Annotated in this window: 25 protein-coding genes; 5 read left to right on the forward strand and 20 right to left on the reverse strand. The window is 35.3% G+C overall.

From position 1 onward, the window contains the following. Positions 1–149: 149 nt before the first annotated feature. The 4 genes from fabK to AC1VAQ_RS08125 are packed head-to-tail and all read right to left on the reverse strand — an operon-like array spanning position 150 to position 2,819. Complete coding sequence (fabK, locus tag AC1VAQ_RS08110) at positions 150–1,067, reverse strand: enoyl-[acyl-carrier-protein] reductase FabK (RefSeq protein ID WP_302595710.1); 918 nt, start codon at positions 1,065–1,067, stop codon at positions 150–152. Positions 1,068–1,084: 17 nt separating this feature from the next. Continuing rightward, positions 1,085–1,312, reverse strand: coding sequence for an acyl carrier protein (acpP, locus tag AC1VAQ_RS08115; protein WP_302595712.1), 228 nt, complete (start codon positions 1,310–1,312; stop codon positions 1,085–1,087). A 60-nt stretch (positions 1,313–1,372) separates the two neighbouring features. Then, positions 1,373–2,332, reverse strand: coding sequence for a beta-ketoacyl-ACP synthase III (locus tag AC1VAQ_RS08120; RefSeq protein WP_302595714.1), 960 nt, complete (start codon positions 2,330–2,332; stop codon positions 1,373–1,375). A gap of 40 nt (positions 2,333–2,372) precedes the next feature. After that, positions 2,373–2,819, reverse strand: a complete 447-nt coding sequence (locus tag AC1VAQ_RS08125) for a MarR family winged helix-turn-helix transcriptional regulator (protein WP_302595716.1) — start codon at positions 2,817–2,819, stop codon at positions 2,373–2,375. Positions 2,820–3,077: 258 nt separating this feature from the next. Here AC1VAQ_RS08125 and AC1VAQ_RS08130 point away from each other — a divergent pair, with 258 nt between their 5' ends. Then, positions 3,078–4,154, forward strand: a complete 1,077-nt coding sequence (locus tag AC1VAQ_RS08130) for an NAD(P)H-dependent flavin oxidoreductase (protein ID WP_302595718.1) — start codon at positions 3,078–3,080, stop codon at positions 4,152–4,154. Positions 4,155–4,209: 55 nt separating this feature from the next. On the opposite strand, the gene AC1VAQ_RS08135 is transcribed toward AC1VAQ_RS08130, so the two are convergent. From AC1VAQ_RS08135 to AC1VAQ_RS08185, 11 genes are read right to left on the reverse strand one after another with little or no spacing between them, the layout of a single operon-like run. Next, positions 4,210–4,983: an ABC transporter ATP-binding protein gene (locus tag AC1VAQ_RS08135; RefSeq protein ID WP_479903781.1), complete on the reverse strand. Its 774-nt coding sequence runs from the start codon at positions 4,981–4,983 to the stop codon at positions 4,210–4,212. Next, positions 4,976–5,797, reverse strand: a complete 822-nt coding sequence (locus AC1VAQ_RS08140) for an ABC transporter permease (protein WP_479903782.1) — start codon at positions 5,795–5,797, stop codon at positions 4,976–4,978. The genes AC1VAQ_RS08135 and AC1VAQ_RS08140 overlap by 8 nt, the downstream gene beginning before the upstream one ends. Positions 5,798–5,801: 4 nt before the next feature. Next, a complete protein-coding gene (locus AC1VAQ_RS08145; RefSeq protein WP_302595724.1) occupies positions 5,802–6,767 on the reverse strand; it encodes an ABC transporter substrate-binding protein in 966 nt (321 codons plus the stop codon). Between the two features lie 11 nt (positions 6,768–6,778). After that, positions 6,779–8,095, reverse strand: coding sequence for a metalloregulator ArsR/SmtB family transcription factor (locus AC1VAQ_RS08150; protein WP_330697481.1), 1,317 nt, complete (start codon positions 8,093–8,095; stop codon positions 6,779–6,781). Between the two features lie 20 nt (positions 8,096–8,115). After that, the gene (locus tag AC1VAQ_RS08155; RefSeq protein WP_302595727.1) at positions 8,116–8,622 is read right to left on the reverse strand and encodes a GNAT family N-acetyltransferase; all 507 of its coding nucleotides are present in this window, start codon (positions 8,620–8,622) and stop codon (positions 8,116–8,118) included. Between the two features lie 41 nt (positions 8,623–8,663). Continuing rightward, entirely contained in the window at positions 8,664–9,908 is a 1,245-nt protein-coding gene (locus AC1VAQ_RS08160) for an ATP-grasp domain-containing protein (RefSeq protein ID WP_302595729.1), read from the reverse strand. Between the two features lie 24 nt (positions 9,909–9,932). Then, positions 9,933–10,739: a putative arsinothricin biosynthesis methyltransferase ArsM gene (arsM, locus tag AC1VAQ_RS08165; protein ID WP_302595731.1), complete on the reverse strand. Its 807-nt coding sequence runs from the start codon at positions 10,737–10,739 to the stop codon at positions 9,933–9,935. A 29-nt stretch (positions 10,740–10,768) separates the two neighbouring features. Further along, the gene (locus AC1VAQ_RS08170; protein ID WP_302595734.1) at positions 10,769–11,947 is read right to left on the reverse strand and encodes an MFS transporter; all 1,179 of its coding nucleotides are present in this window, start codon (positions 11,945–11,947) and stop codon (positions 10,769–10,771) included. A gap of 36 nt (positions 11,948–11,983) precedes the next feature. Then, positions 11,984–13,210 (reverse strand): ATP-grasp domain-containing protein, encoded by a 1,227-nt coding sequence (locus AC1VAQ_RS08175; RefSeq protein WP_479903783.1) that lies wholly within the window; start codon positions 13,208–13,210, stop codon positions 11,984–11,986. Continuing rightward, a complete protein-coding gene (locus tag AC1VAQ_RS08180; protein WP_302595738.1) occupies positions 13,204–13,491 on the reverse strand; it encodes a carboxymuconolactone decarboxylase family protein in 288 nt (95 codons plus the stop codon). Before AC1VAQ_RS08180 ends, AC1VAQ_RS08175 begins: the two co-directional genes overlap by 7 nt. 10 nt (positions 13,492–13,501) lie before the next feature. Next, a complete protein-coding gene (locus AC1VAQ_RS08185) occupies positions 13,502–14,197 on the reverse strand; it encodes a DUF5714 domain-containing protein (protein WP_302595742.1) in 696 nt (231 codons plus the stop codon). 409 nt (positions 14,198–14,606) lie between these two features. Here AC1VAQ_RS08185 and AC1VAQ_RS08190 point away from each other — a divergent pair, with 409 nt between their 5' ends. After that, entirely contained in the window at positions 14,607–17,534 is a 2,928-nt protein-coding gene (locus tag AC1VAQ_RS08190) for a sugar-binding domain-containing protein (protein ID WP_302595745.1), read from the forward strand. A gap of 66 nt (positions 17,535–17,600) precedes the next feature. Here the strand turns inward: AC1VAQ_RS08190 and AC1VAQ_RS08195 are convergent, their stop codons facing one another. The 5 genes from AC1VAQ_RS08195 to AC1VAQ_RS08215 all read right to left on the reverse strand — a co-directional run bounded on the left by AC1VAQ_RS08195 (position 17,601) and on the right by AC1VAQ_RS08215 (position 24,380). After that, complete coding sequence (locus AC1VAQ_RS08195; protein ID WP_302595747.1) at positions 17,601–18,344, reverse strand: hypothetical protein; 744 nt, start codon at positions 18,342–18,344, stop codon at positions 17,601–17,603. A 273-nt stretch (positions 18,345–18,617) separates the two neighbouring features. After that, a complete protein-coding gene (tyrS, locus tag AC1VAQ_RS08200) occupies positions 18,618–19,826 on the reverse strand; it encodes a tyrosine--tRNA ligase (RefSeq protein ID WP_302595749.1) in 1,209 nt (402 codons plus the stop codon). A gap of 494 nt (positions 19,827–20,320) precedes the next feature. After that, positions 20,321–21,193: an NAD(P)/FAD-dependent oxidoreductase gene (locus AC1VAQ_RS08205; RefSeq protein WP_303243994.1), complete on the reverse strand. Its 873-nt coding sequence runs from the start codon at positions 21,191–21,193 to the stop codon at positions 20,321–20,323. 31 nt (positions 21,194–21,224) lie between these two features. Further along, positions 21,225–22,910, reverse strand: a complete 1,686-nt coding sequence (gene ccsA, locus AC1VAQ_RS08210; protein WP_302595753.1) for a cytochrome c biogenesis protein CcsA — start codon at positions 22,908–22,910, stop codon at positions 21,225–21,227. Between the two features lie 126 nt (positions 22,911–23,036). Beyond that, the gene (locus tag AC1VAQ_RS08215; protein ID WP_330697482.1) at positions 23,037–24,380 is read right to left on the reverse strand and encodes a cytochrome c3 family protein; all 1,344 of its coding nucleotides are present in this window, start codon (positions 24,378–24,380) and stop codon (positions 23,037–23,039) included. Positions 24,381–24,576: 196 nt separating this feature from the next. Here AC1VAQ_RS08215 and AC1VAQ_RS08220 point away from each other — a divergent pair, with 196 nt between their 5' ends. Genes AC1VAQ_RS08220 through AC1VAQ_RS08230 form a run of 3 tightly spaced genes read left to right on the forward strand, consistent with a single transcriptional unit; the run spans position 24,577 to position 26,427 of the window. Beyond that, positions 24,577–24,942 carry a GntR family transcriptional regulator gene (locus AC1VAQ_RS08220; RefSeq protein ID WP_302595755.1) on the forward strand — a complete coding sequence of 122 codons (366 nt, stop codon included), beginning with the start codon at positions 24,577–24,579 and terminating at the stop codon, positions 24,940–24,942. Position 24,943: 1 nt separating this feature from the next. Next, positions 24,944–25,645: an ABC transporter ATP-binding protein gene (locus AC1VAQ_RS08225; protein ID WP_302595757.1), complete on the forward strand. Its 702-nt coding sequence runs from the start codon at positions 24,944–24,946 to the stop codon at positions 25,643–25,645. Beyond that, positions 25,639–26,427, forward strand: coding sequence for an ABC transporter permease (locus tag AC1VAQ_RS08230; protein WP_303243995.1), 789 nt, complete (start codon positions 25,639–25,641; stop codon positions 26,425–26,427). Before AC1VAQ_RS08225 ends, AC1VAQ_RS08230 begins: the two co-directional genes overlap by 7 nt. Positions 26,428–26,556: the final 129 nt, after the last annotated feature.

Below are 26,556 nucleotides of genomic sequence, written 5' to 3' on the forward strand. Positions count from 1 at the left end.
TCTTCTTGTCCCCACTCAGTTATCTCTATGCAGACTATATTGCCACTTCTCTCATTAACTTTTCATTTTTCGCTTTTAATTTTTAATCTTTAGCTTTTAATCTTTAATCTTTAATTTTTTGCTCTTTGCTTCTGGCGTCTAAGCATCTTTTAATGCATAAGCTCTTTTGCCTTCCCGACGATATCTTCAATAATTTCTTTAGCTGTCTCTTCTTTTTTCACCATACCTGCGATTTGTCCTGCAAGTACAGAGCCATTATTCACATCGCCTTCAATAGCTGCTCTTCTTAAAGCACCTACACCTAACTTATTTAATTCTTCCTGATTAGCACCTGCTTTTTCAAGTTTATCAAAGGCTCTTGTTAATTGATTTCTAAGACTTCTTACAGGATGTCCTGTTGAACGCCCCGTAACAACTGCATCAATGTCACTTGCTTTAATAACTCTTTGCTTATAGCTCTCTGGAATCTGACATTCCTTAGCTACTAAAAATCTTGTACCAATCTGCACGCCCTTTGCACCTAACATGAAAGCTGCTGCCATGCCGCGCCCATCAGCAATGCCACCTGCTGCAATTACAGGAATACTTACGGCATCAACTACCTGTGGTACAAGTGTCATCGTTGTAAGTTCACCAATATGTCCACCAGATTCACAGCCTTCTGCAATGACTGCATCTGCGCCACTTCTTTCCATGCGTTTTGCCAACGCTACTGAAGGTACGACTGGTATAACTTTAATGCCTGCAGCTTTGAGCACTTCCATATACTTGCCAGGATTTCCTGCGCCCGTTGTCACAACAGCTACCTCTTCTTCAAGAATAACTTGCATAACTTCTTCCACATAAGGACTAAGCAACATAACATTCACGCCAAAAGGCTTATCTGTAAGCTTTTTACATGCTCTAATTTCTTCTCTTACCCACTCACTTGGGGCATGCCCTGCAGCAATAATGCCTAAGCCACCGGCATTAGACACTGCTGCTGCTATAGAATGCGTTGCAATCCAAGCCATTCCCCCTTGGAAGATTGGATAAGTAATATCTAGTAAGTCGCAGATTGTTTTCACTACTGACTCCCCCTTTTTTATGCTTGGTTTTCACTAATATAATCCATCGCATCTTGTACTGTTTTAATTTTATCTAAATCTTCATTATCGATTGATACATTAAACTCTTCTTCAATTCCCATAACAACTTCAAATAAATCTAATGAATCTGCACCTAGGTCTTTTGTAAAGCTTGCTTCTGGTTTAACTTCACTTACCTCTACACCTAATTTTTCTGCAATAATTTCTTGTAATCTTTCTAACATTTTTATGTCCTCCTAAAGTTAATTTTCAGTTTTTAATAATTTAGTTTCATTTATTGTGTATTACCACTTAATAAGCATCGTGCCCCAAGTAAGTCCTGCACCAAAGCCTGAGAGAATGATTAAATCTCCTGGTTCAAATAATTCACTTGCTTCATAGAGTGCCATAGGAATACTTGCTGCTGATGTGTTGCCATATTCTGAAAGGTTCTTAAAAAAGCAGTCCTTAGGCATATCTAATTTACGCGCAACGCTATCCATGATACGGCTATTGGCTTGATGCAAGATATACCACCTTACATCGCTACTTGTAAGTGCCTGTGTATCTAGTAAACTTTTGATGCTCTCTGGTACCTTGGTTGTCGCAAAGGCATATACTGTCTTACCATTCATCCCAATTACCCTCGGCGCTACTTCACCTTCATAGAAGGTCTTATCGCCTTCTCCTGTAGGTAAGGTAATTTCATCAGCTCCCTTAGGGTCACATCCTGTTTGAATGGCTAAAACTTGATTTTCATCACTTACCTTATACACGGCAGCACCCGCCCCATCTGCAAATAAAACACAGGTTCCGCGGTCTTGCCAGTCGACTACTCGGCTTAGCACCTCCGCACCTATGACAAGGGCATTTTTATACGTGCCTTTTTCAATCATGCTAACTGCTACATCTGATGCCACAATAAACCCACTACATGCTGCAGTAATATCAAAGCACATTGCCTTTGTGGCACCTATAATTTGTGCTACCTTGCATGCTGTACTTGGCATTGTGGCATCTGGTGAAACTGTCGCCACAATGATTAGCTCTATTTCTTCTGTCATTAAGCCCGCCTGCTGCACAGCTTCCTTAGCGGCTTCACTTGCTAATTGCGTCGTCGTCTCTGTCACTGCCACATGTCTTCTTTCAATACCAGTACGTGACTTAATCCATTCATCATTGGTATCTACCATTTGACTAAGGTCTGCATTGGTTAATACTTTGCTTGGAACAGATTTCCCAAGGCCTGCAATTTTAATGCCCATTTCTTTTCACCTCTTTACATTTGGTTTAACTCTCTATGACTTAATATTTCTCATAAGTTTCTTTCACAAAATGATTAAGTGCACTTAATGCTTGGATTAGGACATCTACTTGGTCTTCTTCAATGTCCGCTAACATTTTCTTAATCATCACATGGTGAAAACGACTATGTAATTTATAAGCAATAATTCCTTTTCTTTTAAGAACGATTTTTACAATACGTCTATCATCTTCTTGCCGCATTCTATCTACATATTCTTTTTTCACCAAACGATTAACCATCGTTGTCAGTGTTCCTACTGTAACCCCCAACTTTTTAGCAATCTCTGTCATGGTGCCACCATTAAGACCTATAGCTTCAATAGCATGCAATTCACTAATGGTTAAATCATTCATGGGACCTCTGCTTAACGCATTTCTTTCAATGGCTGTAATCTTATTAAAAGAGTCTACCAACAGCTCATTGATGACCTCCTCCCCACGCTTCAACCTCACACCTCCTAATTTGGAATATTTTTTACTTTTAACCTCAAACCTTTCTAGGTTCAAAGTATATTGGGAAATCATCTAGTTGTCAATGTATTTTCTTAAAGTTTACTGACTTTTTAATACTATTGACAAAACTCTAAAGCACGCCTATACTTTGAATATCAAACCTTTCGCTTTGATTTTCAAAGTATTATTTTTAGAAAAATTTTCTTGTGAGAAAGGACATAAACTTTTATAGTTTTATGTATAGGTAAAAATATGAAACATTCTTTAAATATTAATGGTCTTATACCCAAATTTCCTATTATTCAAGGTGGTATGGGTGTAGGCATTTCTCTTCACAGCCTTGCCGGACATGTTGCAAAAGCAGGTGGGATTGGTATCATTTCCTCTGCGCAAATCGGCTACCGTGCCGCCAACTTTCTAACGAATACCCTTAATGCCAACTTAACTGCACTCAAAGAAGAACTTACAAAAGCCAGAGCCATTGCCCCGCAAGGCATCATTGGGGTAAACATTATGGTTGCCCTTAGTCACTATGAAGAAATGGTTAAACAAGCTATTGCTGCTGGTGCTGACCTCATTATTTCTGGTGCTGGACTTCCTGTAAATCTTCCGCTCTATGCCAAAAGAGGTGAAGAGGTATGTAAGGCTAGCTTAAGTAAGAAGGTTAAACTTGCACCTATTGTTTCTTCTGGTAAAGCTGCTAAAGTCATCTGTAAACTTTGGGATCGTAAACATCAAGTTGCTCCAGATATGTTAGTTGTAGAAGGGCCTTTAGCTGGTGGACACCTTGGTTTTTCTGTCAACGAAATCGAAGAAAATCCTAATGTACTAGATATTATGGAAGATGTAAAAGCCGTTGCTACTGAATATGGCGAGAAATACAATAAATACATTCCCGTTGTTGTAGCTGGTGGCTTTTATTCAGGTCATGACATTGCCCATGCCCTAGAAAAAGGTGCTGATGGGGTACAAATGGCGACACGTTTTGTAACAACTTATGAATGTGATGCCCCCCTTGCCTATAAAGAGGCTTATATTAATGCGACAGCTGATAATATTGGCATCATAAAAAGCCCTGTAGGCATGCCTGGCAGAGCTATTTACAATCCTTTTATTAAAAACGTACCTGGCAACAAAGCTTGCTATTACCACTGTCTTGAAAAATGTAGTGTTACCGATATTCCATACTGTATCTCCACTGCCCTCATTTCTGCGGCTAAAGGTGATGTCGATAACGCTCTCCTCTTCTGCGGTAGTAATGCCTACCGTGCACAAAAGTTAGAACATGTCCAAGACATTTTCAGCGAATTAGAAGCCGCTATTAAATAATAAACAAGAAGGAAACCCTTTCCAAATAAGGGTTTCCTTCTTGTTTATTTTAACTTTAGCTGATTTCAACCATATCTAACTTAAAAAACTGCTTTATCTCATTCTTTAAATTAACAAACTCTAATTCATTAATATCATTTGATTTATTTTTAAATGACGTATCAATTTTTGAAATAATAGAGGCCGGAGATGCTGACATTAAATATACTTGTTCTGCAATAATCATAGCCTCTTCTATATCATGCGTTACAAACACTATTGTATATTTATGTTCTTTCCATAACTTCAAAATCAATCGCTGCATTTCCCTACGAAGTTTCGGATCCAAAGCCGCAAAAGGTTCATCCATTAATATTAACTTAGGCTCTAATACTAATGTTCTTGCTAAAGCTACACGTTGTTGCATTCCTCCCGAGAGTTCATTCGCATAGTACTTTTCAAAACCTTTTAAACCTACTGCTTCTATGTACTCCTTAACTATCTGTTTTCTTTTATACTTAGGAACCTTTTTTATTTTTAATCCATATTCGATATTTTCTTCTACATTTAACCAACTAAATAGTACAGGTTGTTGAAATATAAATCCTCTTTCACCTTTACGATTATCATCACTTATTCCTCTAAGAATCATACTCCCTTGAAAAGATTTTTCTAAACCTGCTATTATATTTAATAGTGTAGATTTACCACATCCACTAGGTCCTAATAAAGCTATTATCTCTCCCTTATTGACAGATAATGAAATACTCTTTAACACCTTTAACTCCGTATTCAAATATGTATTATATGTTAGGCTAATATCTTTTAATTCTAAAAGAGGTCTATTCACTAATTCTCCCCCTCCCATTTAGAGGATAAAACATTGAACATACTCTAACCAGCAAGAAATCAGTTAACTTTCCACATATAGCAATAATCACCATTGTTACTAATATCATATCTACATGTCCTAACATTCTTGCATCACTCATTATAGCGCCTAATCCTTTAGTTACACCAGTTATCTCACCTAGTACTAAATAAGCCCACGTAACACCCATCCCTGTTCTTAGTCCTACTAAAACATTCGGGAATGCTGCTGGAAAAATAATCGTTGTAAACAGTTTAAATCTATTAGCTCCTAACATATGCCCTGCTCGAATTAATAATGGTGAAATATTACTTGCACCTTCTTGGGTGTTTATATAGATTGGGAAAAATGCTGCTAATGCCATTAGAAATATAGTATTTTTTTCACCAATTCCAAACCATACTATGGAAATAGGTAACCATCCAATCCCAGGAATTGCCTTAATTGCATTAATCATTGGATCAACTAAACGTTTTATAATCCTAACTCGTCCTGAACAAAATCCTAACGTTATTCCACAAAATGCTGCTATAAAAAATCCTATACACACTCTACATAAACTAGCCCATAGATTTTCCATTAATTTTCCTGAATATGAGTTTTCTTGATATATTCCGCATATAAAATCCAAGCCTACTCGTCCTAACTTAATTGGTGAAGGCATCTTATACGTAGGGATACTTCCAAATTTTACAACTAAGCTCCATACAACAAATAATATTACAGGAATAATCAAACCTACCCAATCTATATGAAATTTTTTTGAATCTTTATTAAAAGATATCCTTTTCATATTACTATTCCTTCTTTGATTCCTCTAAAAATGTTAAATCGAATAATTCCTCAATATCAGGGAGATTATCTATAATTCCCATCTCCAACATATATTGTGCTAGATTCTTAGTATGTTCAATATATTCCTGGTCAATATCCCAACATAATTCTATATTCTCTGCTGATATATCTAATACATCCTTATCTGTTCCAAATTCAGTAGATTTTTGTAACCATATTTCTTTATTATTATTTAAATATTGAGTTGCTTCTACATGGGCATTAACTATTTCTTGTATTTTCTCTGGATTATTTTGTATCATATCCTCTGTTGTAATCATTGCACCATTTATAGTACTTATTCCTTCATCAAAATATGGATAACTTAAAATCTTGCCATACCCTTCTTTTACTGCCTGTGACGGATATGGTTCTCCACTACAAAATGCATCAATAGTTCCATTTGCCAAAGCTTGTCCCATATCAAAAAAGTCGATACGTCTAAGCTCTACATCTGTATCTGCATTAATTCCATTTCGCTTTAAAACATCTAAGAGTAATGCATGATGCATTGTACCTGGTACATAGGCTATCTTCTTTCCAATTAAGTCACTTTCACTATTTATCCCTGAATTGTTTCCTACTACAAAGGCTGAACATTTGTTGCATAGGCTACTTACTATTTTAATAGGTTCTCCATTAGCCGCTGCTGTAATAGCTGTTACTAATGTCGTCCCGCACAAATCTAAGCTTCCTGATAATAACGCTGTTTTTTGATCACCGGGATTAGTAAATGGTAACACCTCCACTTGATACTTTTCATCCATATATTGATCATAAAAAAATGGTTGGATAGTTTGTGCAGTTTTCCATGTTCCTACTTTAATATTGGTTGAATGATTTTGCATAGTTTCTGCTTCCCCATTACAACCTACAATTAAACAACTACACATAAAAAATGTTATTATCTTAACTATGCGTTTTCTCATACATTCTCCCTCTATCTAGCTTTTTGACATAATTCATACCCATTTCGTTCAAACCAAGCCTTAGCTACTACTGCATCAAACTCATTCCATTTATTTTTAAAGCAATCACACCCTTGTCTAGGTACTGATCCTGTTTCAATAACAGCTACATTTGCCCCATATTTAATAGCTAACTCACTTGCTGGATGTACACAGATATCAGGCACATGATATCCTCCTGCTAACCTTGTAATGGCTATAATCTGTGCCAATCTCTTCTCCGAAATTTGAGGGTATTTACCAAGTGGCGTTCCTTCTACTGGTATCCTCGCCATTGCACCAGATACTATCGCATTATGCTCAATAGCTGATAAACATATATCTGCAATTTCTTCATTGCTATGTTCTACCCCTATAGGTTCCACCAAATATACTAACTTTAATGGTGAATTCTTAATAGCACGTAGTGTATTTAATCTATCCTTAGGATCAAATCGTGTATCTTTCCCTTCTCCCATTCTTAATGAATGATAGATAAAATCAACACCTATTTCATGTAGCTTCAATGCTTTTTCATCATCAAATTCACCTACATTTAATCCTATTTCATACTCTCCCACAACTTCTTTTCTAATTTTCTTTATTAACTCACCTAAAATGTCCAAACTATAAAACTCTGTTGTTCTTAATACAATCCATCTTGTGCCATCACTTACATATGCGGCTACTTCCTCAATAATTTCTTCATCACTAAATTCTCTACTTGCCTTTACAAGTCCCCATGCTTCTCCTAATGAGCAAAAATCACAATTCATCTCACAAGGCTTATAATCTACCCCCATAGCTCCCCATAAATAAGCTGCTCCTTTAGTAACAACTTGTGCCACTTCATAAGCTGCTTTACCAAGTTCTTCACATACTGATGTCTCTGGATTAATACTTAATAATCTAATAATAGTTTCCCTATCTATCTTTTCACCTCTTAATGCCTTGATTTTAGTACTTTGTATTAAATCTAATACATCCATCTGCTTTCTCTCCTTATTATAATCTCTATAAATCCATTTACTTTCTTCTCCTTTAGTCCCGCTAATATAACTACTCACCTCTCCTAACCTCTCTTGGTCTAAGGAGTAATGCATCCACTTACCTTCTCTTCTACTATTCACTAACTTACAGTCACAGAGAATCTTCATATGATGCGATAATGTGGGTTGTGTAATATTAAACTTATCCAACAAACGACATGCACACTGTTCGCCGCCTTCTAAAATCTTAATAATTTTTAACCGATTAACATCTGATAAAGCTTTGAAAACTAATGCAATATCTGTTTCTTTCCTATCCATATTCGGCTCCTTTTGGGTCTTTATATATTCATGTACTTCTCTAAGGAACTTCTTTTCTCCATAAGTACTGTATTTCTCCATTTACCATCTTTATCTTTGCCTATCATTTCTCGATACCCAACTTCTCTAAATCCACATTTTTTATGTAATCTAATACTTGCTTCATTATCTTGCATAATACCAGACTGAAGCATCCAAATGCCATGCGCTTCTGATTGTACTATCATATGCTGTAGTAACTTAGTTCCTACTTCCTTATTTTGATAATCTGCATCTATATAAATGCTCACTTCCGCAACGCCTGCATATACACACCTACTAGATACATTTGATAGCGCAATCCAACCAATAACTTTATTATCATATATAGCAACATAACGACAATTACTTATATGTGATTGGTCCCATTGTTCATAACTTGGTATACATGTTTGGAACGTTGCCTTATTGGTTTCAATTCCTTCTTTATAGATTCTAGCAACATCTTCCCAATCATACTCAGTCATATTCCTGATTACAACTTCCATTCAATTCACCTCCTACACCTATCTAATCTCATTCTCCCTGCTTAATTATATATAGAGAAAAGTGATGGCCTTGGTATCTCCACAACTAACTTAAACTCTTCATATATTTGCATAAGTTTTTGCGCTACCTCTTTGTAATCTTTTCCTTCTACTATGACATATCCTGTTCTTTTAGTAGTATTTATGTTCTCATCAATATAATCACCTACATGATTATAAATTCTTACCTCTTTTACATCTTCTTTGTTCTTATAATCATCTTCTGTTGCTATTTCTACTACTTTGCCTTCCTTTGTAGGTAACGCCACAAAACCAACAAACTTCTGCCCATCTACTGATTCTCTATGAAATTCTCCTGTACACTGAATCTCTATAAATGCATCATATAAATTTACACCATATGCGTATTTAATAGTATTTCCAATAAGATCCCCTCCACCAATACGCGTAGCGATTTCACCAAAAATGCATTCATCTTCTTCTGTAATGAAAACTTCCAAATGGCATATACTTGTTTCTACACCTAATGCACTAATAGCTTTCTCATTAACCTTCTTTATCTTACTTATAGTCGCATTATCATCGTATGTACTTGGGAAAGTTATTGATGCTACTGGTTTTTGTCCCTTAATTGTTTGGATACAGTTTGCGAGATATTTAGATACTGAGGAAAATACAACTTCTCCATTAATAACAATGGAATCACAATGATATTCTTCGCCTTTAATATATGACTCTATAATAAAATTCTGACTGACATCTACTAAGTTAATTACCTCTTGTAATTCATCTTCATTATGAATAAGGAATGTATTTTGTGTAGCTGCACCATTTCTTGGCTTTATTACTACAGGATATTCATTTTTCTCAATAAATCTATTAATGCTCTCTAAACTTTCAATGCATTCAACATTTGCCGTCTTGATACCAGCTTCTGACATAACCTTTTTCATCAAGAACTTATCCCTTGATTTCTTACATACCATTTCCTTTAAACCTGGTATATGAAACTTTTCTCTTAGATAGCCACATACCTCCACTACCCATTCATGATTAGCATATAATGCATGAATAGTATTGTTTTTTTGTATCTCTTCGATCACGGTTGACATCTCTACAGGGTCAGTTGAATCCTCTACCAATATTACATCATCAAAATAGCTTTTTAACTCTTCCATCTCGCAGCTAAAACTAGTTTCTATAATAAGAATTTTAAAGAAGTTAGTGTACCTTTTACTTGCCTTAATTACCTCACCAAAATATCCAACGAACACTAAGCTTTCCAATGTCTTCACTCCTTTTATGAAGTATTATGCTTTTCTTCCAGTTACTACATAGTAACCTATTTCATCTTCTAAGAATTTAGCCGCAAATGGATTCTTTTCTTCAAATTGTTTTACTTGCTCTTGTGCTTCTATGTTATCTTCTAAAAGTTCCTTATATCGTCTATTCTTCTCAAAAGAATAATCATATGTTTGAATATCTTTAAAAGAGTGTTTTTTCATATATTCCATATTTTCATCCATTGTAATACTTCCAGCTCTACATCCACTTACTAGTCCTAAATCTTCTCTAATTTCTTCTGGCACTGGCTTAAGTGAAATGAAATCTGTATATACAAATATTCCACCTGGTGCTAATACTCTTTCTATTTCACTCATAACCTTTTCTCTGTCTCTTACTAAATTAAGTACACACTCTGTATAAATAAAATCAAATTGTTCATCCATATAAGGAAGTTCATTAACATCTGCCACAAAAAAGCCTATTTTCTTCTTAATCTCTAATGGTAACGTTTTACTTCCTTCTTTAGCACGTTCAATCATCTTATCACTAAAATCTACACCCATAAATAACTCACCTTGCGTATACTCATTCACAATACGCATTAATGTTGTCCCCATGCCACAGCCAATATCAAGAATTCTCTTTTTATCACTTCCCATAAGGATTTTAACGATTTCTTCTGTTGGACCATTTGGTGAAAATTTATCAACATCCTTAGTATAAGGTCCCATTCCTTCAGCAGCTGAATTATAGAAATCCTTGATTGTTTGGCTTTTTTTATCTAACTTTTTCTTTTCTCCACTACAACAACAGCATTCATTCTCTGACATCTTAATCCCTCCATTTATATCTATTAAATTTATATACTATACTCTTGATTAACATCCTGTTCTGTAACACTTCTATAGAATACGCCGAATGTACCTATACCTAAAATCCAAACAGCTACTACAAAATAAAATGTAAATTCTACATTTATATAATCTACAAGTGCACCTAAAACTAATGGTCCTATGACTGCGCCTAGGCTAGTTGCAGAGCCTAAAAATCCCATTGTCTCACCCATACCTTCTTCTCTCCCCATAATAGTTGCTAGAGCTGATGATGCACATAGTAAGACGGCTGATGCAATGGACAATATAACAAACATAGTAACAATCCCTATAAAATTATCAGTGAATCTTAATAGCAATACTATAGTAGATGTCACAAGACCTGATACTATAATTAATTTTTTCTTTTGTACACGCTCTACCATCGTGGCTATTATAACCTGACTTCCACCTATTATAAGATTATTAATAGTCAATAAAATTCCAATCACTGTTACATCCATCTCTAATTTAGTTAAAAACATAGCATAAAATGAAACAGTAAATACTGACAATATAGCACTAATTACATTAATAATTCCTAGTCCAATAAGCTTTTTATTAACAAATTTTTTTGTTTTTCTTTCAACTAAATTATTATCATCTTTTTCTTCAGTATCTAGTTGAGTGGTTGGTAGAAAACCTACTATAACTAGGGAAATTAATGAAACTATCAACAAAGATGAAAATGCCATTTGATAGCCATAATTCTTAGAAATTAGTCCGCCAATTGTAGGGCCTATACCATTAGCAATAAATATTACTGTATTATAGACTCCCATATACTTACTTTCTTGTCCTTTTGGACTTATTTTTCCTATATAGGCCATAACCATAGGTAACATCATAGCGGATGCCATTCCATGAAATAGTCGTGCTATAAATAACACTATGTAATTTGATGCGCAGACATAAAGTACTGCTATAATCGGATATAATATCAAGCTATATCTTAATATAGCCTTAGGTCCTTTTTTATCAGCTAGTTTTCCTATATATGTTCCCATTAATATTCTAACTGAATAAAATCCACTAAATAATAATCCAACTTCTACACCCGTGGCTCCTAGCGTTTGTGCATATGGAGTTAATAGTGGTGCTACTATTCCCGTCCCTATGACTAATATAAATACTGCTATACAAACTAATGATAAGTTCTTTTTCATTGGTATCCCTCATTTCTATATAGCTTTAAAATAGCTTTAAACAATCTGGATTTGAAGTTTTTCTATGTATTCTTCTGCTATCTTTCTAGCATTCTCCTCATCATAGGCTATAACATAACCTAATCTATTAAAGTTATTAGTTGTTCGTTCTACATACTCACCATTTTCAACGGTTAGACTTACATCTTCTATATTCTTCTCGGATATTTCGTTATCATTAATTTGTACAACTCCACTCTTATTTGCTATGGCATATGCAATTGCTGCTGAATTTGCTGAAATTGGGTAAACTTGATTATCCTCCAAATTACCACGCATAGCTATGCTTAACGCTATTTCTCTCATAGCTAATCCTGTTACAGCTCTTACAAGTTCATCTATATGGTCTCCTCCAGGTCTTCCATTTACCTCTATTACTTTAGGCCCATCTATAGTGAGCTTAATTTCTGTATGTGTTACACCATAGTCAATATCTAGTGCAGTTAATGCAGCTTTAGTAATTGTTTCAATAGCCTCTCGTTCTGTCTTATCTAATATAGCCGGAACCATATGTCCAATCTCTATACAATCAAATGTCTTCTTGCTCGTAATCGCTACAATAGTATGTACATTATTTATAGTATAAGACTCTACACTATACTCTAATCCTTCTAAATATTCTTCTACTATAATCTCTTCGTCTAACTTTTGACCTATGAAGTTAGAACCTGTATGTTCTATGCATTCTACTGCATCGATTAATTCTTGCATATCTTTACATATAAAAACGGATTTGCTGCCTGATTCATTAGAAGGCTTTACTACTATTGGAAATTCAATTTGATTTATTACTGATAATACTTCCCTTACAGACTTTATAACTACATATTTTGCTGATGGCGTATTATTCTCCTTAAATTTTTCTTTTGCTCTTATCTTATGCCTACAATTTTCAGCTGCTTCTAATTTAAGTCCCCAATATTTAATATGGCATTCCTCTGCTAGCTGTGCGACAACTGGTATATAATATTCATTAAGAGTAAAAATACGTCTTACATCAAATTTTTCACATAGTTGTTTTGTAAGATTTATTACCTCTTCTACATTTGACTGCTCTACTTCATATGGGAAATCTATTGCAATCAATTCATCCATATCTATATTTTGTTTTATATAAACAATCTGATATCCCATATTATGAATTAATGAAATTTCACTTTCTCTTAAATGAGTTTGTACAACAATCACTACTGATTTTTTATATACTACATCTTGTCTTAGCAACATCTTCCCCCATTTCTTTTACCACCTTGTTCTAATAACTTTGTTATCTTCTGCCCCTTCATAGCTGCAACAATCGCCATAACACATCCAATTTCTTGTACTGATATATCAAGTTGCTTTGCGTTCATAACGGCTTGTTTAACTGCATCAGCATCTTCGAAAGACGTCACAGTAGCTAATGCTACCAACCCCTTTTCCCTTTCAGTTAATACTTGTGTTTCAAACACTCTTTTACTAAATTCATTAAAAGCCTCGTTAATTTCTGGTACTTGATTAATCATTTTTTTCCTCCTAAACTCCCTTAAAATATTTACACTTATTGTGCCTACATACATCATTGTATTTACTTTGCCAACAAGGTTTCATCTCATGTTCATACAATGGAAAACTTACATTTAAATATGTATTTGCTACTTCAATACTTTTCTCTAAAACACGCCTTACTGATGCAGTACAACATCTAGGCCCGCCCTGATCTGCTACACTTAAAAGTCCTTCTGCTGTAGCTATATTTGCAATGTTTCTTTCTTCGTCACTCATAGGAGTAGACTTATTGATAATTGCAAAAGCTACCCCTAAACCTACTGCTGCTCCGCAATTTCCATAGTAACCACACCACCCACCAGGTATCTTGAGTGCTCTATCTATTCCCTCATATACATCATTATCAGTTATCTTGCCAGTTAAGTTTTTATAGGCAATTAGAAAGGCTGCTGTTGTTAGGGGATGTGGTGAGTTCCCACATATACCACATTCAACAAATAGCATTTCAGCTATCTCACAAGGATTTTTTTGGCTTATAAGAGGAACCATTTTATACAGTTTATTTATTACACTCTTAGAAGCACACGTATTGCAATAATAATGACCATTCTCACACTGTATATACGTCTTTTCCTCAACACCACATTCTGTGCATTTGGCAAATACTAAATGGTCACTATGCTTTAATTCCCCATTACATTTCAAACATTTTCCTATTATCATATTAGACTCCTTTAATGTTCAATCTTTAAAGCGCTTTAATATAGATAACCATCTATTATATATATAATTATCTATATTATATATATAATTTTACAAATTGCAAATATTTATTTTATTATTTTATCTTTTTCTTGAAAAATATATTTTCTACCTTTTATATCTATTTATTAGCGTAGTTATTTATGTACAAGCATATTATACTTATATCAAATCTTAAATTTATGTCTCGCTTTTTTATATTTCACTGTTTCATTCATATATAGATTTCACATTTATAAATTTTAGTTATTCACAGTTTCTAGTCATGTGAAATCATTGAGAGAAACCTATATACCTATATGTATAGTTCAAGTTTTTAGTTGGTTTCTCTATAGATTGATTCTATACACTACTTAAATAGGAGGAATTTATGATTAATTTAATGGATTTACAAGGTGAATGGCAATTTGCTCTAGACCCTAATAAACAAGGGATGCCTCAGAATTTCTCGGACACAATTATACTTCCTAACACCACTTCACATGCCCAAAAAGGCCCTATTAATGAAGAAATTAAAACAGGTAGCCTTACAGATGAATATGCCTTCTTGGGCTGGGCATGGTTTAGACGTGAGCTTACTATTTCTGATGCCACAAATAATTCGCAGATTTTCCTTTTCTTAGAACGTACACGTATCACTAAACTTTGGATAGATGATACATATATTGGGTGTCAAAATAGTTTATGTACACCTCATCTTTATGATGTTACCCATGCACTTTCTCCAGGAAAACATACACTTACTATCTGCGTGGATAACACTGATTATCCTACTAAAGGCGGCCACCTTACTTCTGAAGATACCCAGACCAACTGGAATGGAATCACAGGTAAGATTGAACTACGCTTTTTTAGTGACTGTTTCTTAAAGGACATTATGGTTTTCCCTAACGTTGCCAATAAAACTATTACAATCAAAGGAAAATTAGAAAGCTGCGCCCCTACTAATCTTCTTGTGGAAGCACGTAGCTTCAACAGTGATTTTACGCATCATGCCAAACCTATGATTTATACCCTCCAAGGCAAGGCATTTGAAATCACTTATGCCTTAGGGGCAGAAGCACTTCTCTGGGATGAACATCATCCTAACCTTTATAAACTTTCACTCAAATGCTTCTCAGGGGAACAATTATTAGATCAGCATACTCTCTCTTTTGGGCTTCGTGAATTCAAAGGCTCAGAAGATAAATTTATCATCAATGGCCGTCCTACCTTCTTACGCGGTAAGCATGATGGACTCATCTTTCCTCTTACAGGTTTTGCACCTACAGATCTTACCACTTGGCTTCATGTACTTAGTACCGCTAAAGCTTATGGCATTAATCATTATCGCTTTCATACCTGCTGTCCACCAGAAGCGGCCTTTGAGGCAGCAGACCGTTTAGGGATTTACATGCAGCCTGAACTGCCTTTCTGGGGCACGATTACAGAGGAAGGCGAAGAAAATCACAATCAAGCTGAACAGGATTACTTAATTAAAGAAGGCTTTAATATGCTTCGCACCTTTGGTAATCATCCTTCTTTTGTGATGATGTCTCTTGGCAATGAGCTCTGGGGTAGTCAAAAAATCTTAAATACAATTTTGGGAAAATATAAAGCCCTTGACTCTCGTCATCTTTATACACAGGGTTCTAATAACTTTCAATTTTGTCCTTGTATCTTAGAACATGATGATTTCTTCAGTGGCGTACGATTTAGTAGAGATCGCCTCTTCCGCGGATCTTATGCCATGTGTGATGCACCTCAAGGTATTTTGCAAACCATGGCGCCTGGTACTCATTACAATTTTGATGAAGCCATTTATCCCACTGAAATCATTAAATATCTGAATCAACATCAATCTATCTCTGACACCATTGCCCTTACGGATTCCAATTTAAAGAACGAGCATTCAAATAGCTGTGATGCTACAAGTATAGAAATTCAATATGGTACAGGGGTCAAAAAGGTTTCTATGGCGGAAATCAATGATGCACTCATTCCGCATATTCCTGTCATTTCTCATGAGGTTGGACAATATGAAACCTTCCCTAATTTTGATGAAATCCAAAAATATACTGGTTCTATTAAAGCCAAGAATTTCGAAGTCTTTCGTGAACGCCTTACTGAAAAAGGACTTCTTGATTTAGCGCCAGATTACTTTAAAGCATCTGGTCAATTAGCTGTAAGTTGCTATAAAGAGGAAATCGAAACAGCACTTCGCACCAAACATTTAGCTGGGTTCCAGCTTTTAGATTTACAAGACTTTAGTGGCCAGGGTACTGCCCTTGTAGGCATTTTAGATGCTTTCATGGAATCTAAAGGTTTGATTTCAGATAAGGCGTGGCGTAACTTCTGCTGCGATACTGTTTTATTAGGTGATTTTGGCAATTATATTTATGAAGCAGGCGAACTCTTTAATAGCAAAGTACATCTTGCTTATTATGGAGATAAGCCACTTAAAAGCAATCAAGTAAAATGGCAACTTACCACGCCTACTCAAGTTTTGGCAGAAGGCATACTTCCTGTTCTTGATAAAAGCTATGGTCTTTGCACCTTAGGTGAAGTTGATTTCCGTCTTCCAGAAGTAAATGTCCCAACACCTGTTACCTTTTCATTAACACTAATCAATCCGCCTCACTTAGCAAACACTAATAATACTAATAACACCATAGATGTAGATTCTCATATCATTACAAATAGCTATGACCTTATGCTTTATCCACATTTGGATTTTGAATTAACAGAAGTTATCCACGCTAACGGTCAATCACTCCACATTGTCCACACATTTGATGAAGCTAAGGAAAATTTACAACAAGGTAAGTGTGTACTTCTTCTACCACAAAATCATTTAGCAGCTAGTATCCCTGGTACTTATTGTACAGACTTCTGGTGTTATCCAATGTTTAGGTCTATTTCCGAATCAGTGGGCAAACCTATCCCTATTGGTACAATGGGTCTTCTCATCCAAAATGACCATGCGGCTTTAAAGGAATTTCCAGCTCAATATTATAGTACGCCTTGCTGGTACAATATGGTGACTCATGCGGATTGCCAGATTCTCGATACAGTCACACCTCAAATGCGTCCTATTGTTCAAATGATTGATAACTTTGAGCGTAATCATAATCTAGGCCTCTTATATGAAGCCAATGTCTTAAACGGTAAACTGCTCGTTTGTACTAGCCGTCTTGAAGAAGTTTGGTCTCATATTGAAATCAGACATTTTGCCAAATCAATTATTGATTATGGTCTTTCTTCTGATTTCAACCCTACAACTTCACTAGACCCTAGTCTACTCAGCAAATTATTCTAATACTAAAATACGCCTTAGCGAGACCTATTTAATCTCGCTAAGGCGTATTTTAACTTATTTATATTTTTAATTAACCCTTGCTAAAAATAATATAGCTGGATACATTTCAAAACCATGTATATACTCTATACTTTGGACTATCTCCCTATCCAATACCCATAGACAAGACCAATTCACTCCATACTCTAGTCCCATCTGTTTAATTGCTTCTTTCTGTACTCTTCGTAAACCTTCTAAATCATATCTTAATCCAGTCTCATCCATAGCACTTACATAGACATTTAAGGCTTGTAATGTAATGCTCACCATACTCCTTTTTTCATGAGCTTCTAACTTTTCTTTAATCTGCTCAAGCTTCTCACAAGACATAGTCCACTCTTCCTTAGCCTCATCTGTAAGTTTGCATTTTATATAAGAAATACTTTTTTTATTAGCTTCAATGCAGTAATTATATGCCCCATATCTGCATCTATAATCGGCCCAAATCTGATCGGTATTTATAGCAACCTCTTCATCTAAATTGTCCCAGTGTACTCTAATTGGTGATTTCATCATAAAACCTTTTGAGGCTCTTGCTAACGCTGGTGCTAAAATTTCATGGAAAACTTCTTCTTGAAAAGTATAAGGTGACCTTTTTAATTGCTTCATCATCCTATAGCTTTCACTAATAATTTCACTCATCCCAATGTCAATAAATTTTTTAATGGAATCTATTCCTGTTATCTTTCCTAATCTATTATCAATATAAAATTGACCTACTTCAGCATATGAATAGACTTCCTCTTTTACACCTTTAACTTTTTCCAGCATCTCTTCGCCCCCCCATCAGCTTTATGCTACCGCTACAGCTTTTATCTCTTTTAATAGACTGAATTATCTCACTACTCTATTATTATATTCGGTAGTATCTAGGGTCACAATGAGGAGATTTTAACAATTTTAAAAATTTATTTTGTATTTTTTGATACCTCCCCATAGATTTCACATTTATAAATTTTAGTTATTCATGACTTTTAGTAATGTGAAATCATTGAGAGAAATCTATTTATCTACATGTATATTTCAAGGTTTTAGTTGGTTTCTCTATATAAGCCTTATAAATTTCTTTTTACCGATTCTCAGTACATCTCCCACCTTAACTGTTGTCTCTAACGTCTTTACAACTTCTTGGTTAATTCTTACCCCACCTTGTAAAATAAGGCGTCTAAACTCACTGCCACTGGCTACATATTGCTCTGCCACCAATATAGGACTTAACTGAACTAACTGCATTTCTGATGCTTCACCTAACTTCATTTCTGGAATCTGGTCTGGAATAGCCTTTTTACTAAAGGCTTCTTCGTAGTATTTCTCAGCTTCCTTGACTTCATCTGTTGTATGGTATAATCCCGTAATAATTTGAGCTAACTCAAATTTTACATCTCTAGGATTCTTACCTTCTTCAAGTGCAGTTTGAATTTCTTTAATACGGTCAGGATGCTCATCTGTAGCAAGTTCAAAATATTTGATAATAAGCGCATCTGGCACTTCCATCACCTTTTTAAACATAATATGTGCCGGCTCATTTACACCAATATAGTTACCTAGGCTCTTACTCATTTTCTCCACGCCATCAAGCCCTTCTAATATTGGCATAAATAATGCAACCTGTGCATCCTGTCCCATAGTCTTTTGAAGTGTTCTTCCAATCAGAATATTAAAGGTCTGGTCCGTTCCACCAAGTTCAATATCTGCCTCTAATGTCACCGAGTCAAAGGCTTGCATTAATGGGTAAAAGAATTCATGTACACCAATTGGAATATTGTTTTTGTAGCGGTTTTGGAAATCATCTCGTTCTAGCATACGCGCTACTGTCGTTGTTGCCGCTAATTTTAAAACATCCTCAAAGTTCAATTTACTGAGCCACTCACTATTAAAACGCACTTCTGTCTTATCTCTATCAAGCACCTTAAAAATCTGTTTTTCATAAGTCTTAGCATTTTCTAATACTTGCTCATCTGTTAATGCTTTTCTGCCCTTAGACTTACCTGTAGGGTCACCTATCTTCCCTGTAAAATCACCAATGATAATCACAGCGCGGTGTCCTAAGTCCTGCATCTGCTTGATTTTGCGAAGTACTACTGCATGCCCTAAATGAATATCTGGCGCACTAGGGTCTAAGCCTAACTTAATCACTAAAGGCTTATTCTCCTTTTCACTCTTCTCCAGCTTTTTTCTTAAGTCCTCTTCATTAACAACTGTTGCTACACCTTTAGTAATGATTTTAATTTGTTCCTCAATAGATTTTTTCATAAAATATCACCCCTTGTTTAAAATTAATTTGAAATTTTTTTACCTACGACAAAAAAGCACCTCGTCCCTTGTTTCCAAAGGACGAGGTGCTTTAGCCGCTCTCGTGTTACCACCTTAGGTTTATAGGTAGCTCACGCTACCTACCTCTTCAAGTACGCCTCCCAAATTGAGAGGTTATACTCTAGCACTATAACGTGTGCAGGAATCCGTCACAGCCTACTACATTTCTGATTCGGTGTGAAGCTCAAAGATGTATTCATAATCAGTTTGTCATGCACCTCTCATCAATTGAGTAAAAACACTCACCGGTAACTTTCTGTATGCCTTACTGACTACTACTTGTTCTTATCATAGCTTTTCTTAATCTTATACGCCGAAATATAGCTTACGCTATAAGTCTTCGTTATGTCGTTTATTAAATTAATAGTATTATATGCAGTTAATTTTAAGTTATCAACTGCTAACATCTCCTCTTTCCATTTTGATTTAATCTACTACCTTAATCCTTTCTTTTTGGCGTCTACATAACTTGCTGCTGATAAAGCCGCAATATTTCCTTCACCTGCTGACTTAATATATTGATAAGGTTTTCCTACAATATCCCCTGCTGCAAAGCAACCTGGGATACTTGTTTTCATTGTGCGATCTACCTTCACATGTTGCTCATCTAATTCAATACCTGGTAGTAATGTGCTTGGGCTGATATTAGCTCTAAGTATAAAAATACCATCAGTTTCTAGTTCAGTATCTTTTAGCACTAATTTGCTTACTTGATTTTCGCCTTCAATTTTGACAGGTCTATCATTGATAATCTCTACATTTTCTACTACTTCTACAGGTTCTTTATACATTGGTACATAATATACTTTAGCAGCTAATCCTGCTAAGAAATCTACTTCTTCTTCCTCACGTTTATCATAACCAATAACCGTTACAGTTTTTCCACGGTATAATCCCCCATCACAAGTTGCACAGTAGCTTACGCCTCTTCCAAGGAATTGTTCTTCGCCTTCAAGCATTCTACCCGCCTGCATACCTGTTGCTAAAATAACGGCTTCGGTTTCATACATCTCATTGTTGGCCATAACTACGAAATAATCACCCATCTGATAAACATTTGTAACCTTTTGCTCCGTAATCGTAATCTCCATTTGCTCCATATGTTCCCTAAATGCAGCTTGAATCTCGACACCGCTTTTAGCTGGTAGTCCTAAATAATTGTCGATTTGATGTGCCTTCTCTAATTTAGTACTAAAATTTTTATTCCCAAATATAATAAATTTCTTATTACGAATCTTAGCATTAATTGCTGCTGATAGTCCTGCTGGTCCTGTTCCAATAATAGCTATATCATATCGTTCATTCATCTTACCGCTCTCCTTCACCTTTTATTTTTCACTATTTACTTTCCCCTCTTCTGGCATTTTCAATTACCATAACTCCTAGAAGTCCAAAACTTCCTATCCAAAACAAACTAATAAGTGGTTTTGTCGTATAAATTATTATACTATCTTTTTCATGTAAATTAGTCCCCTTTGGCTGTTCTATTACTCGGTCTTCCAACATCCTAGAAAATATACTCATTGGCGCTTGTTCTTCAGCTGCTTTCATAAACTTTCCTCCCATGCCTGCTGAAGTAATACCACCTACCAACATCACTAATAGCAGCAGATGTGTCCAATAATAATACCTGTTTCTTCCTTTCAGCCCTGTTAAGATATATCCTAAAAGAGGAATCAGTACAATCCATAAAACTAATGTAAGCCCCACACTTCTATAATCAAAATATCGTGCCATAGCTACACTTATAACTGCTCCCAATACCAAAACCACACTCAATTTTTTACCAATTTTTTGACGTTCTATACCTAAAATTAATAGGCCATTAACAATCACATAACCTATAGTTAATCTATTGTAAAAGTGCATAGGAACTTGTACTTTTATAAATAAAGGGCATATGGTTCCAATTAAAATCGCATACGCATAAATACACGTCATGACTCTAAAGCATGCTATATAATCTAATGTTCTTCTTGTTAGCCCTTGCCCCTTTTGCTTCTTAAGCTGTCTAAAGCCTCTAACACCTATTATGCCTATGATACAAACTACAAATATACCTAGTATAATGAATCTTCCTCTTGCCATCTCGCCTACATAAGCGTGTACAGATGCATTTGCTAAAAGTCCACTCCTTACTAAAAATGTACCAAATGCAGCAATAATAAACGGCAAAATACACTTATCTCTTGTCCAGTTAATATTTTTTCCTTTTTCGTTGCTAAAGCTACGAAAATCACCATTTTGTTTTGCCAATTTATTTTTGTTTATATGACTATACGCACATAAAAGTAGCCATGGTACCAAAGCTATATTTTCAATAGGATCCCATGCCCAATATCCACCCCAACCTAAGGCGCGATACGCCCAGACACTCCCAGTCATAATACCAAGTCCTAGAAAAAGCATACTTTTCCTTGCCCAGTTTTTTATAACCTCCTCATAGTCTCCTCCCTCTAAACGATTCATCCCTAATGCAAACACAATCGCCATAGCAGTATAACCTATAAATACAAGTGGTGGATGTACTACCATCCAAGGATCTTGAAGAGCTTTACTTAACCCTTTTCCATCTGCCGGTATTGCATTTAATACTTTAAAAGGCCTTACAACGAAACTCATGGTAAGTATAGCTACTGTAATTCCTGCGTAAACAGGAAATGTTCTTTGATGCTTTAGGTCCTTAACATAACTTATATTTAAAACCATGTATCCCATCAGCACTAATATAAATCCCCATAATAAAAATGAACCTTCCTTCCCTGCCCATAAGGCAGAGATACAGTATATAAAAGGCAATTCCAAATTAGTGTGTTCGTAGACATATTTAAAGCTAAAGTAATGATTTACTAAATAGCATAGCATCAACATAAATGCAGTCCCTATACCTATCATGCCTAAACGCCACAATCTATAAGCTCTATCTCTACATACTTTATCCCCCTTATTTTTTGCATAACATAAACCACTTGCCCCACATGCAATAACACTTATAGCAATCAACAAATCTTCCGCTCTTAACATACTTTTCCTCCTGCTGTTTTTCTATCTTTCCTATAGATTTCACATTTATAAAATTTGATTAGTCCTAGTTTTTAGTCATGTGAAATCATTGGGAGAAACCTATTTACCTAGATATATTTCAAGTTTTTAGCTGGTTTCTCTATATTTCTTAAATAAACTTTTGAATATATTTATCTTACTTTCCGCCTTTCCTTCTCTTGCCTTCTTATTTTCCTGCATCACTTTTCTTTGCTCTTTAGTTAAGCTATGATGCACCTTACCTTGTTTTTTGTTATTATGACAGACGCTACATTTTTCAATAGGTCCTGCTTCACCTTGTATACTTTCAGGTAACTTATTATCTATTTCAAGGGTAGATTCCCACTCTGCATGAGGGCCATTGTGACAAGAAATACACTGAACCTTTCCATTCATCTCTTGGGCTGGTGAATTATTTAGATATGAATTACGATACAACTTTCCTTCATTATTTGCATATTTCTCCCCATGACATTCTTGACAATTAGGCTCTTGTAGCCAAGCTTGTCTACCTTCAGACTGGCTTTTAGCCACTTGTGCTACTCCGCCATGACAATCCTCATCGCCACAGGCAATCCCCTCTTTTTTCATCACACCGCGATAGCATTGTGTTTCTACACCTGGATGACAGCTATAGCAGACCGGATCTTGAATAGGTGACACTTCCACTTTATCTGCATGAAAAGCATGTATTGCCTCAGAAAGAGGTAATATATCTTCTTTTCCTTTTTCTCCTATTGCATTGTCTTCGTGGCAATCTGCACATTTATGACGTTCACCCTTCATTAAATCTGCGACTAAACTTGTCCCTGATAATTTATCATGAGCTTTTAAAATATTAAGGTCTGTATTATTTTCACCATGACAGATGCCACAATCCATTTCATCAGAAACTGGAACTACAATTTTATCTGTCATTGCTAATTCTTTACCTGTCTTAGTATCTGTTACTGTTACCTTAACGAGCTGATACGGATTACGTACTTTACTGCCATCGTTATATGGGGTAACGGGTACAGCAGTAGCCTCAAAGTACCTTTGATCTTCAGATAATTTCATCTCACCTGCTAAACCATTTCCCGTTATGCCTATGTTAGTTGATACATTATATCCATAGTCCTTAGCATATTGCCAGAAGTTGCTTTTACCTACAGATGTCGTATTATCAATCATTTCATAACTCACCTTAATGCCATCAGTTACTAACCTATTCTTAGTCTGTCCTTTTTCAAAAACCTGTACACGAATATTATTAGCTGGTGGTAAAATCATAAAACTTGAATAATCCTGCTGTATACAGTGCATGCCTAAATCATTGGCGCCTAATAGCACATATTCTTTGGAATCATTCACTGCGGTAGCTCTTACCCCTTCTCCCATTGCTATATAAATACTTACTATGCATGCAAGTACTATGCCTATACGTTTGATGATATTTCTCATTGATGTCACAATCCCTTCTACCTTGTATGTACGCCGTAATACACTTTGGGCTTATACTCTCTCTTATTTATACCCTATGCTAAATAATTTTATGTACTATGAGTTTCAAGGCATTTAGTTATTTCCTAAATTTAACTCCTTGACAAATTAAAACGTCCAGGCGTATTATTGTATTAATCCTTTAATACAGTTTGGAGACAACAATATGACATGGAAATTTGATAGCGATAAGCCAATCTATATTCAACTTGTAGAGATGCTTAAACTCAAAATTATTTCAAAAGAACTTCCTGTTGGCAGTAAATTACCTTCCGTTCGTGATTTTGCAGAGGAAGCTGGTGTCAATCCGAACACCATGCAACGTGCCCTTGCAGAATTAGAAACACAAAATCTCGTTTTTACAAAGCGTACCTCAGGACGTTTTGTTACTGAAGATGAAGATTATATTCAAACGATTCGTGATGAATATGCCAAAAGTAAAGTGCAAGAGCTTATTACTGCACTTATTAAATTAGGGTATGCCCCTAATGAACTTATTCCATTAATTGATGCATATATAAAGGAGAATTAATATGAGTGATAACTTATTAAAATTACAAAATATCCATAAATCTTATGGCTCAAAGGTTGCCCTTGAAGACGTAAGTTTTTCAATCCCTAGTGGTAAAATTATTGGCCTACTTGGCCCTAATGGTAGTGGCAAAAGCACAATGATTAAACTTATTAATGGTTTACTTGAACCCACTGCTGGCACAATTGAGATAAAAGGCAATGCCCCAGGGCCCGCTACTAAAAAGGTGATTTCTTACTTACCAGAACGTACTTATCTCAATGATTGGATGAAGGTAGAAGACTTACTTAATTTCTTCCAAGATTTCTATGATGACTTTAATTATAATCGTGCACTTGAAATGCTTGGTAACCTTCATATCGAGTTAAATGCAAAGCTTAAAACACTTTCAAAAGGTACAAAAGAAAAGGTGCAACTTATCTTAGTTATGTCTAGGGAAGCTGACTTGTATATCCTCGATGAACCTATTGGCGGCGTTGACCCTGCTGGCCGTGATTATATTCTAAAAACGATTATTAAAAATTATAGCGAAACAAGTTCTATACTTATCGCTACACACCTTATTCAAGAAATTGAACAAATCTGTGATGAGGTTATTTTCTTATCCAAAGGTAATATTGTTTTACAAGGAAATGTAGACGAGATTAGAGAGGAAAAAGGAAAATCAATTGATAGTTTATTTAGGGAGGTATTTTCATGTTAGGAAAATTATTAAAATATGAATTTAAAGCTACAAGTAGAACTTTCGTTCCACTTTATATTGCACTTGTTTTAGTAGCCATCATCAATAACTTATTTATGACAAATGATATCAGCTTTGGTTTTGGCATTATGATAATGATTATGGTTGGTCTCTTTATTGCGCTAGGTGTGCTTACTCTAGTTGTTCTTATTCAGCGCTTCAATAAGAATCTTTTAGGTGATGAAGGCTATCTCATGTTTACACTGCCAGTAAAACCTTACCAGCTTATTTTGTCAAAACTGCTCATCACTGTTTTTTGGACCATTATTAGCGGTATTATTGCAATCATAACCTTTATTATTTTAGTGGGCGGCTTTAATTTTACTTTTATAAAAGAATTCTTCACTGTCCTCTTTACACAAATGGATGTTATCTCTAATGCTATTGGTACAGCTATGCAAGAAGAAGCCTTCCGTCAAGCACTTGTGATGATGATTACATTCTGCTTTATAGCATTATTCACTTACGTGGGCTCTATCTTAGAAATCTACTTAGCACTTTCTATTGGCCAACTTCCAGTTTTCTCAAAACATCGTGGCATCACAGCCTTTGTAGCATTCTTTGTCATTAATTCTATTCTTCAGATGCTTGTTATGTTTGTAGGTGGCACATTTATGCATACATTTTCTATTCTTTCTCCTGGCATGCTATGTACACTCGGCATTCTTGGCAGCCTTTTAGTAGATGTAATTCTATTCTTTATTATTAACTACATCCTAAACAAACACTTAAATCTCGAATAACTCATCTTCTAACATTTGCCTAAAACATATCAATATAAAACAAGGACTATTGCGAAAGCATATAGTCCTGTTTTATATTAGCTATTATCTTTTTCTTTTTTCTCAAGGCACTAGCTACCTATTTTTTTA

It is taken from the genome of Cellulosilyticum sp., from assembly GCF_982396655.1.

Coding starts and splice junctions, on each gene's coding strand:
- acpP (WP_302595712.1), bottom strand. CDS start 1,312: ATGTTAGAAAGATTACAAGAAATTATTGCAGAAAAATTAGGTGTAGAG.
- AC1VAQ_RS08120 (WP_302595714.1), bottom strand. CDS start 2,332: ATGGGCATTAAAATTGCAGGCCTTGGGAAATCTGTTCCAAGCAAAGTA.
- AC1VAQ_RS08130 (WP_302595718.1), top strand. CDS start 3,078: ATGAAACATTCTTTAAATATTAATGGTCTTATACCCAAATTTCCTATT.
- AC1VAQ_RS08140 (WP_479903782.1), bottom strand. CDS start 5,797: ATGAAAAGGATATCTTTTAATAAAGATTCAAAAAAATTTCATATAGAT.
- AC1VAQ_RS08145 (WP_302595724.1), bottom strand. CDS start 6,767: ATGAGAAAACGCATAGTTAAGATAATAACATTTTTTATGTGTAGTTGT.
- AC1VAQ_RS08150 (WP_330697481.1), bottom strand. CDS start 8,095: ATGGATAGGAAAGAAACAGATATTGCATTAGTTTTCAAAGCTTTATCA.
- AC1VAQ_RS08155 (WP_302595727.1), bottom strand. CDS start 8,622: ATGGAAGTTGTAATCAGGAATATGACTGAGTATGATTGGGAAGATGTT.
- arsM (WP_302595731.1), bottom strand. CDS start 10,739: ATGTCAGAGAATGAATGCTGTTGTTGTAGTGGAGAAAAGAAAAAGTTA.
- AC1VAQ_RS08170 (WP_302595734.1), bottom strand. CDS start 11,947: ATGAAAAAGAACTTATCATTAGTTTGTATAGCAGTATTTATATTAGTC.
- AC1VAQ_RS08180 (WP_302595738.1), bottom strand. CDS start 13,491: ATGATTAATCAAGTACCAGAAATTAACGAGGCTTTTAATGAATTTAGT.
- AC1VAQ_RS08185 (WP_302595742.1), bottom strand. CDS start 14,197: ATGATAATAGGAAAATGTTTGAAATGTAATGGGGAATTAAAGCATAGT.
- AC1VAQ_RS08190 (WP_302595745.1), top strand. CDS start 14,607: ATGATTAATTTAATGGATTTACAAGGTGAATGGCAATTTGCTCTAGAC.
- AC1VAQ_RS08195 (WP_302595747.1), bottom strand. CDS start 18,344: ATGCTGGAAAAAGTTAAAGGTGTAAAAGAGGAAGTCTATTCATATGCT.
- tyrS (WP_302595749.1), bottom strand. CDS start 19,826: ATGAAAAAATCTATTGAGGAACAAATTAAAATCATTACTAAAGGTGTA.
- AC1VAQ_RS08205 (WP_303243994.1), bottom strand. CDS start 21,193: ATGAATGAACGATATGATATAGCTATTATTGGAACAGGACCAGCAGGA.
- ccsA (WP_302595753.1), bottom strand. CDS start 22,910: ATGTTAAGAGCGGAAGATTTGTTGATTGCTATAAGTGTTATTGCATGT.
- AC1VAQ_RS08220 (WP_302595755.1), top strand. CDS start 24,577: ATGACATGGAAATTTGATAGCGATAAGCCAATCTATATTCAACTTGTA.
- AC1VAQ_RS08225 (WP_302595757.1), top strand. CDS start 24,944: ATGAGTGATAACTTATTAAAATTACAAAATATCCATAAATCTTATGGC.
- AC1VAQ_RS08230 (WP_303243995.1), top strand. CDS start 25,639: ATGTTAGGAAAATTATTAAAATATGAATTTAAAGCTACAAGTAGAACT.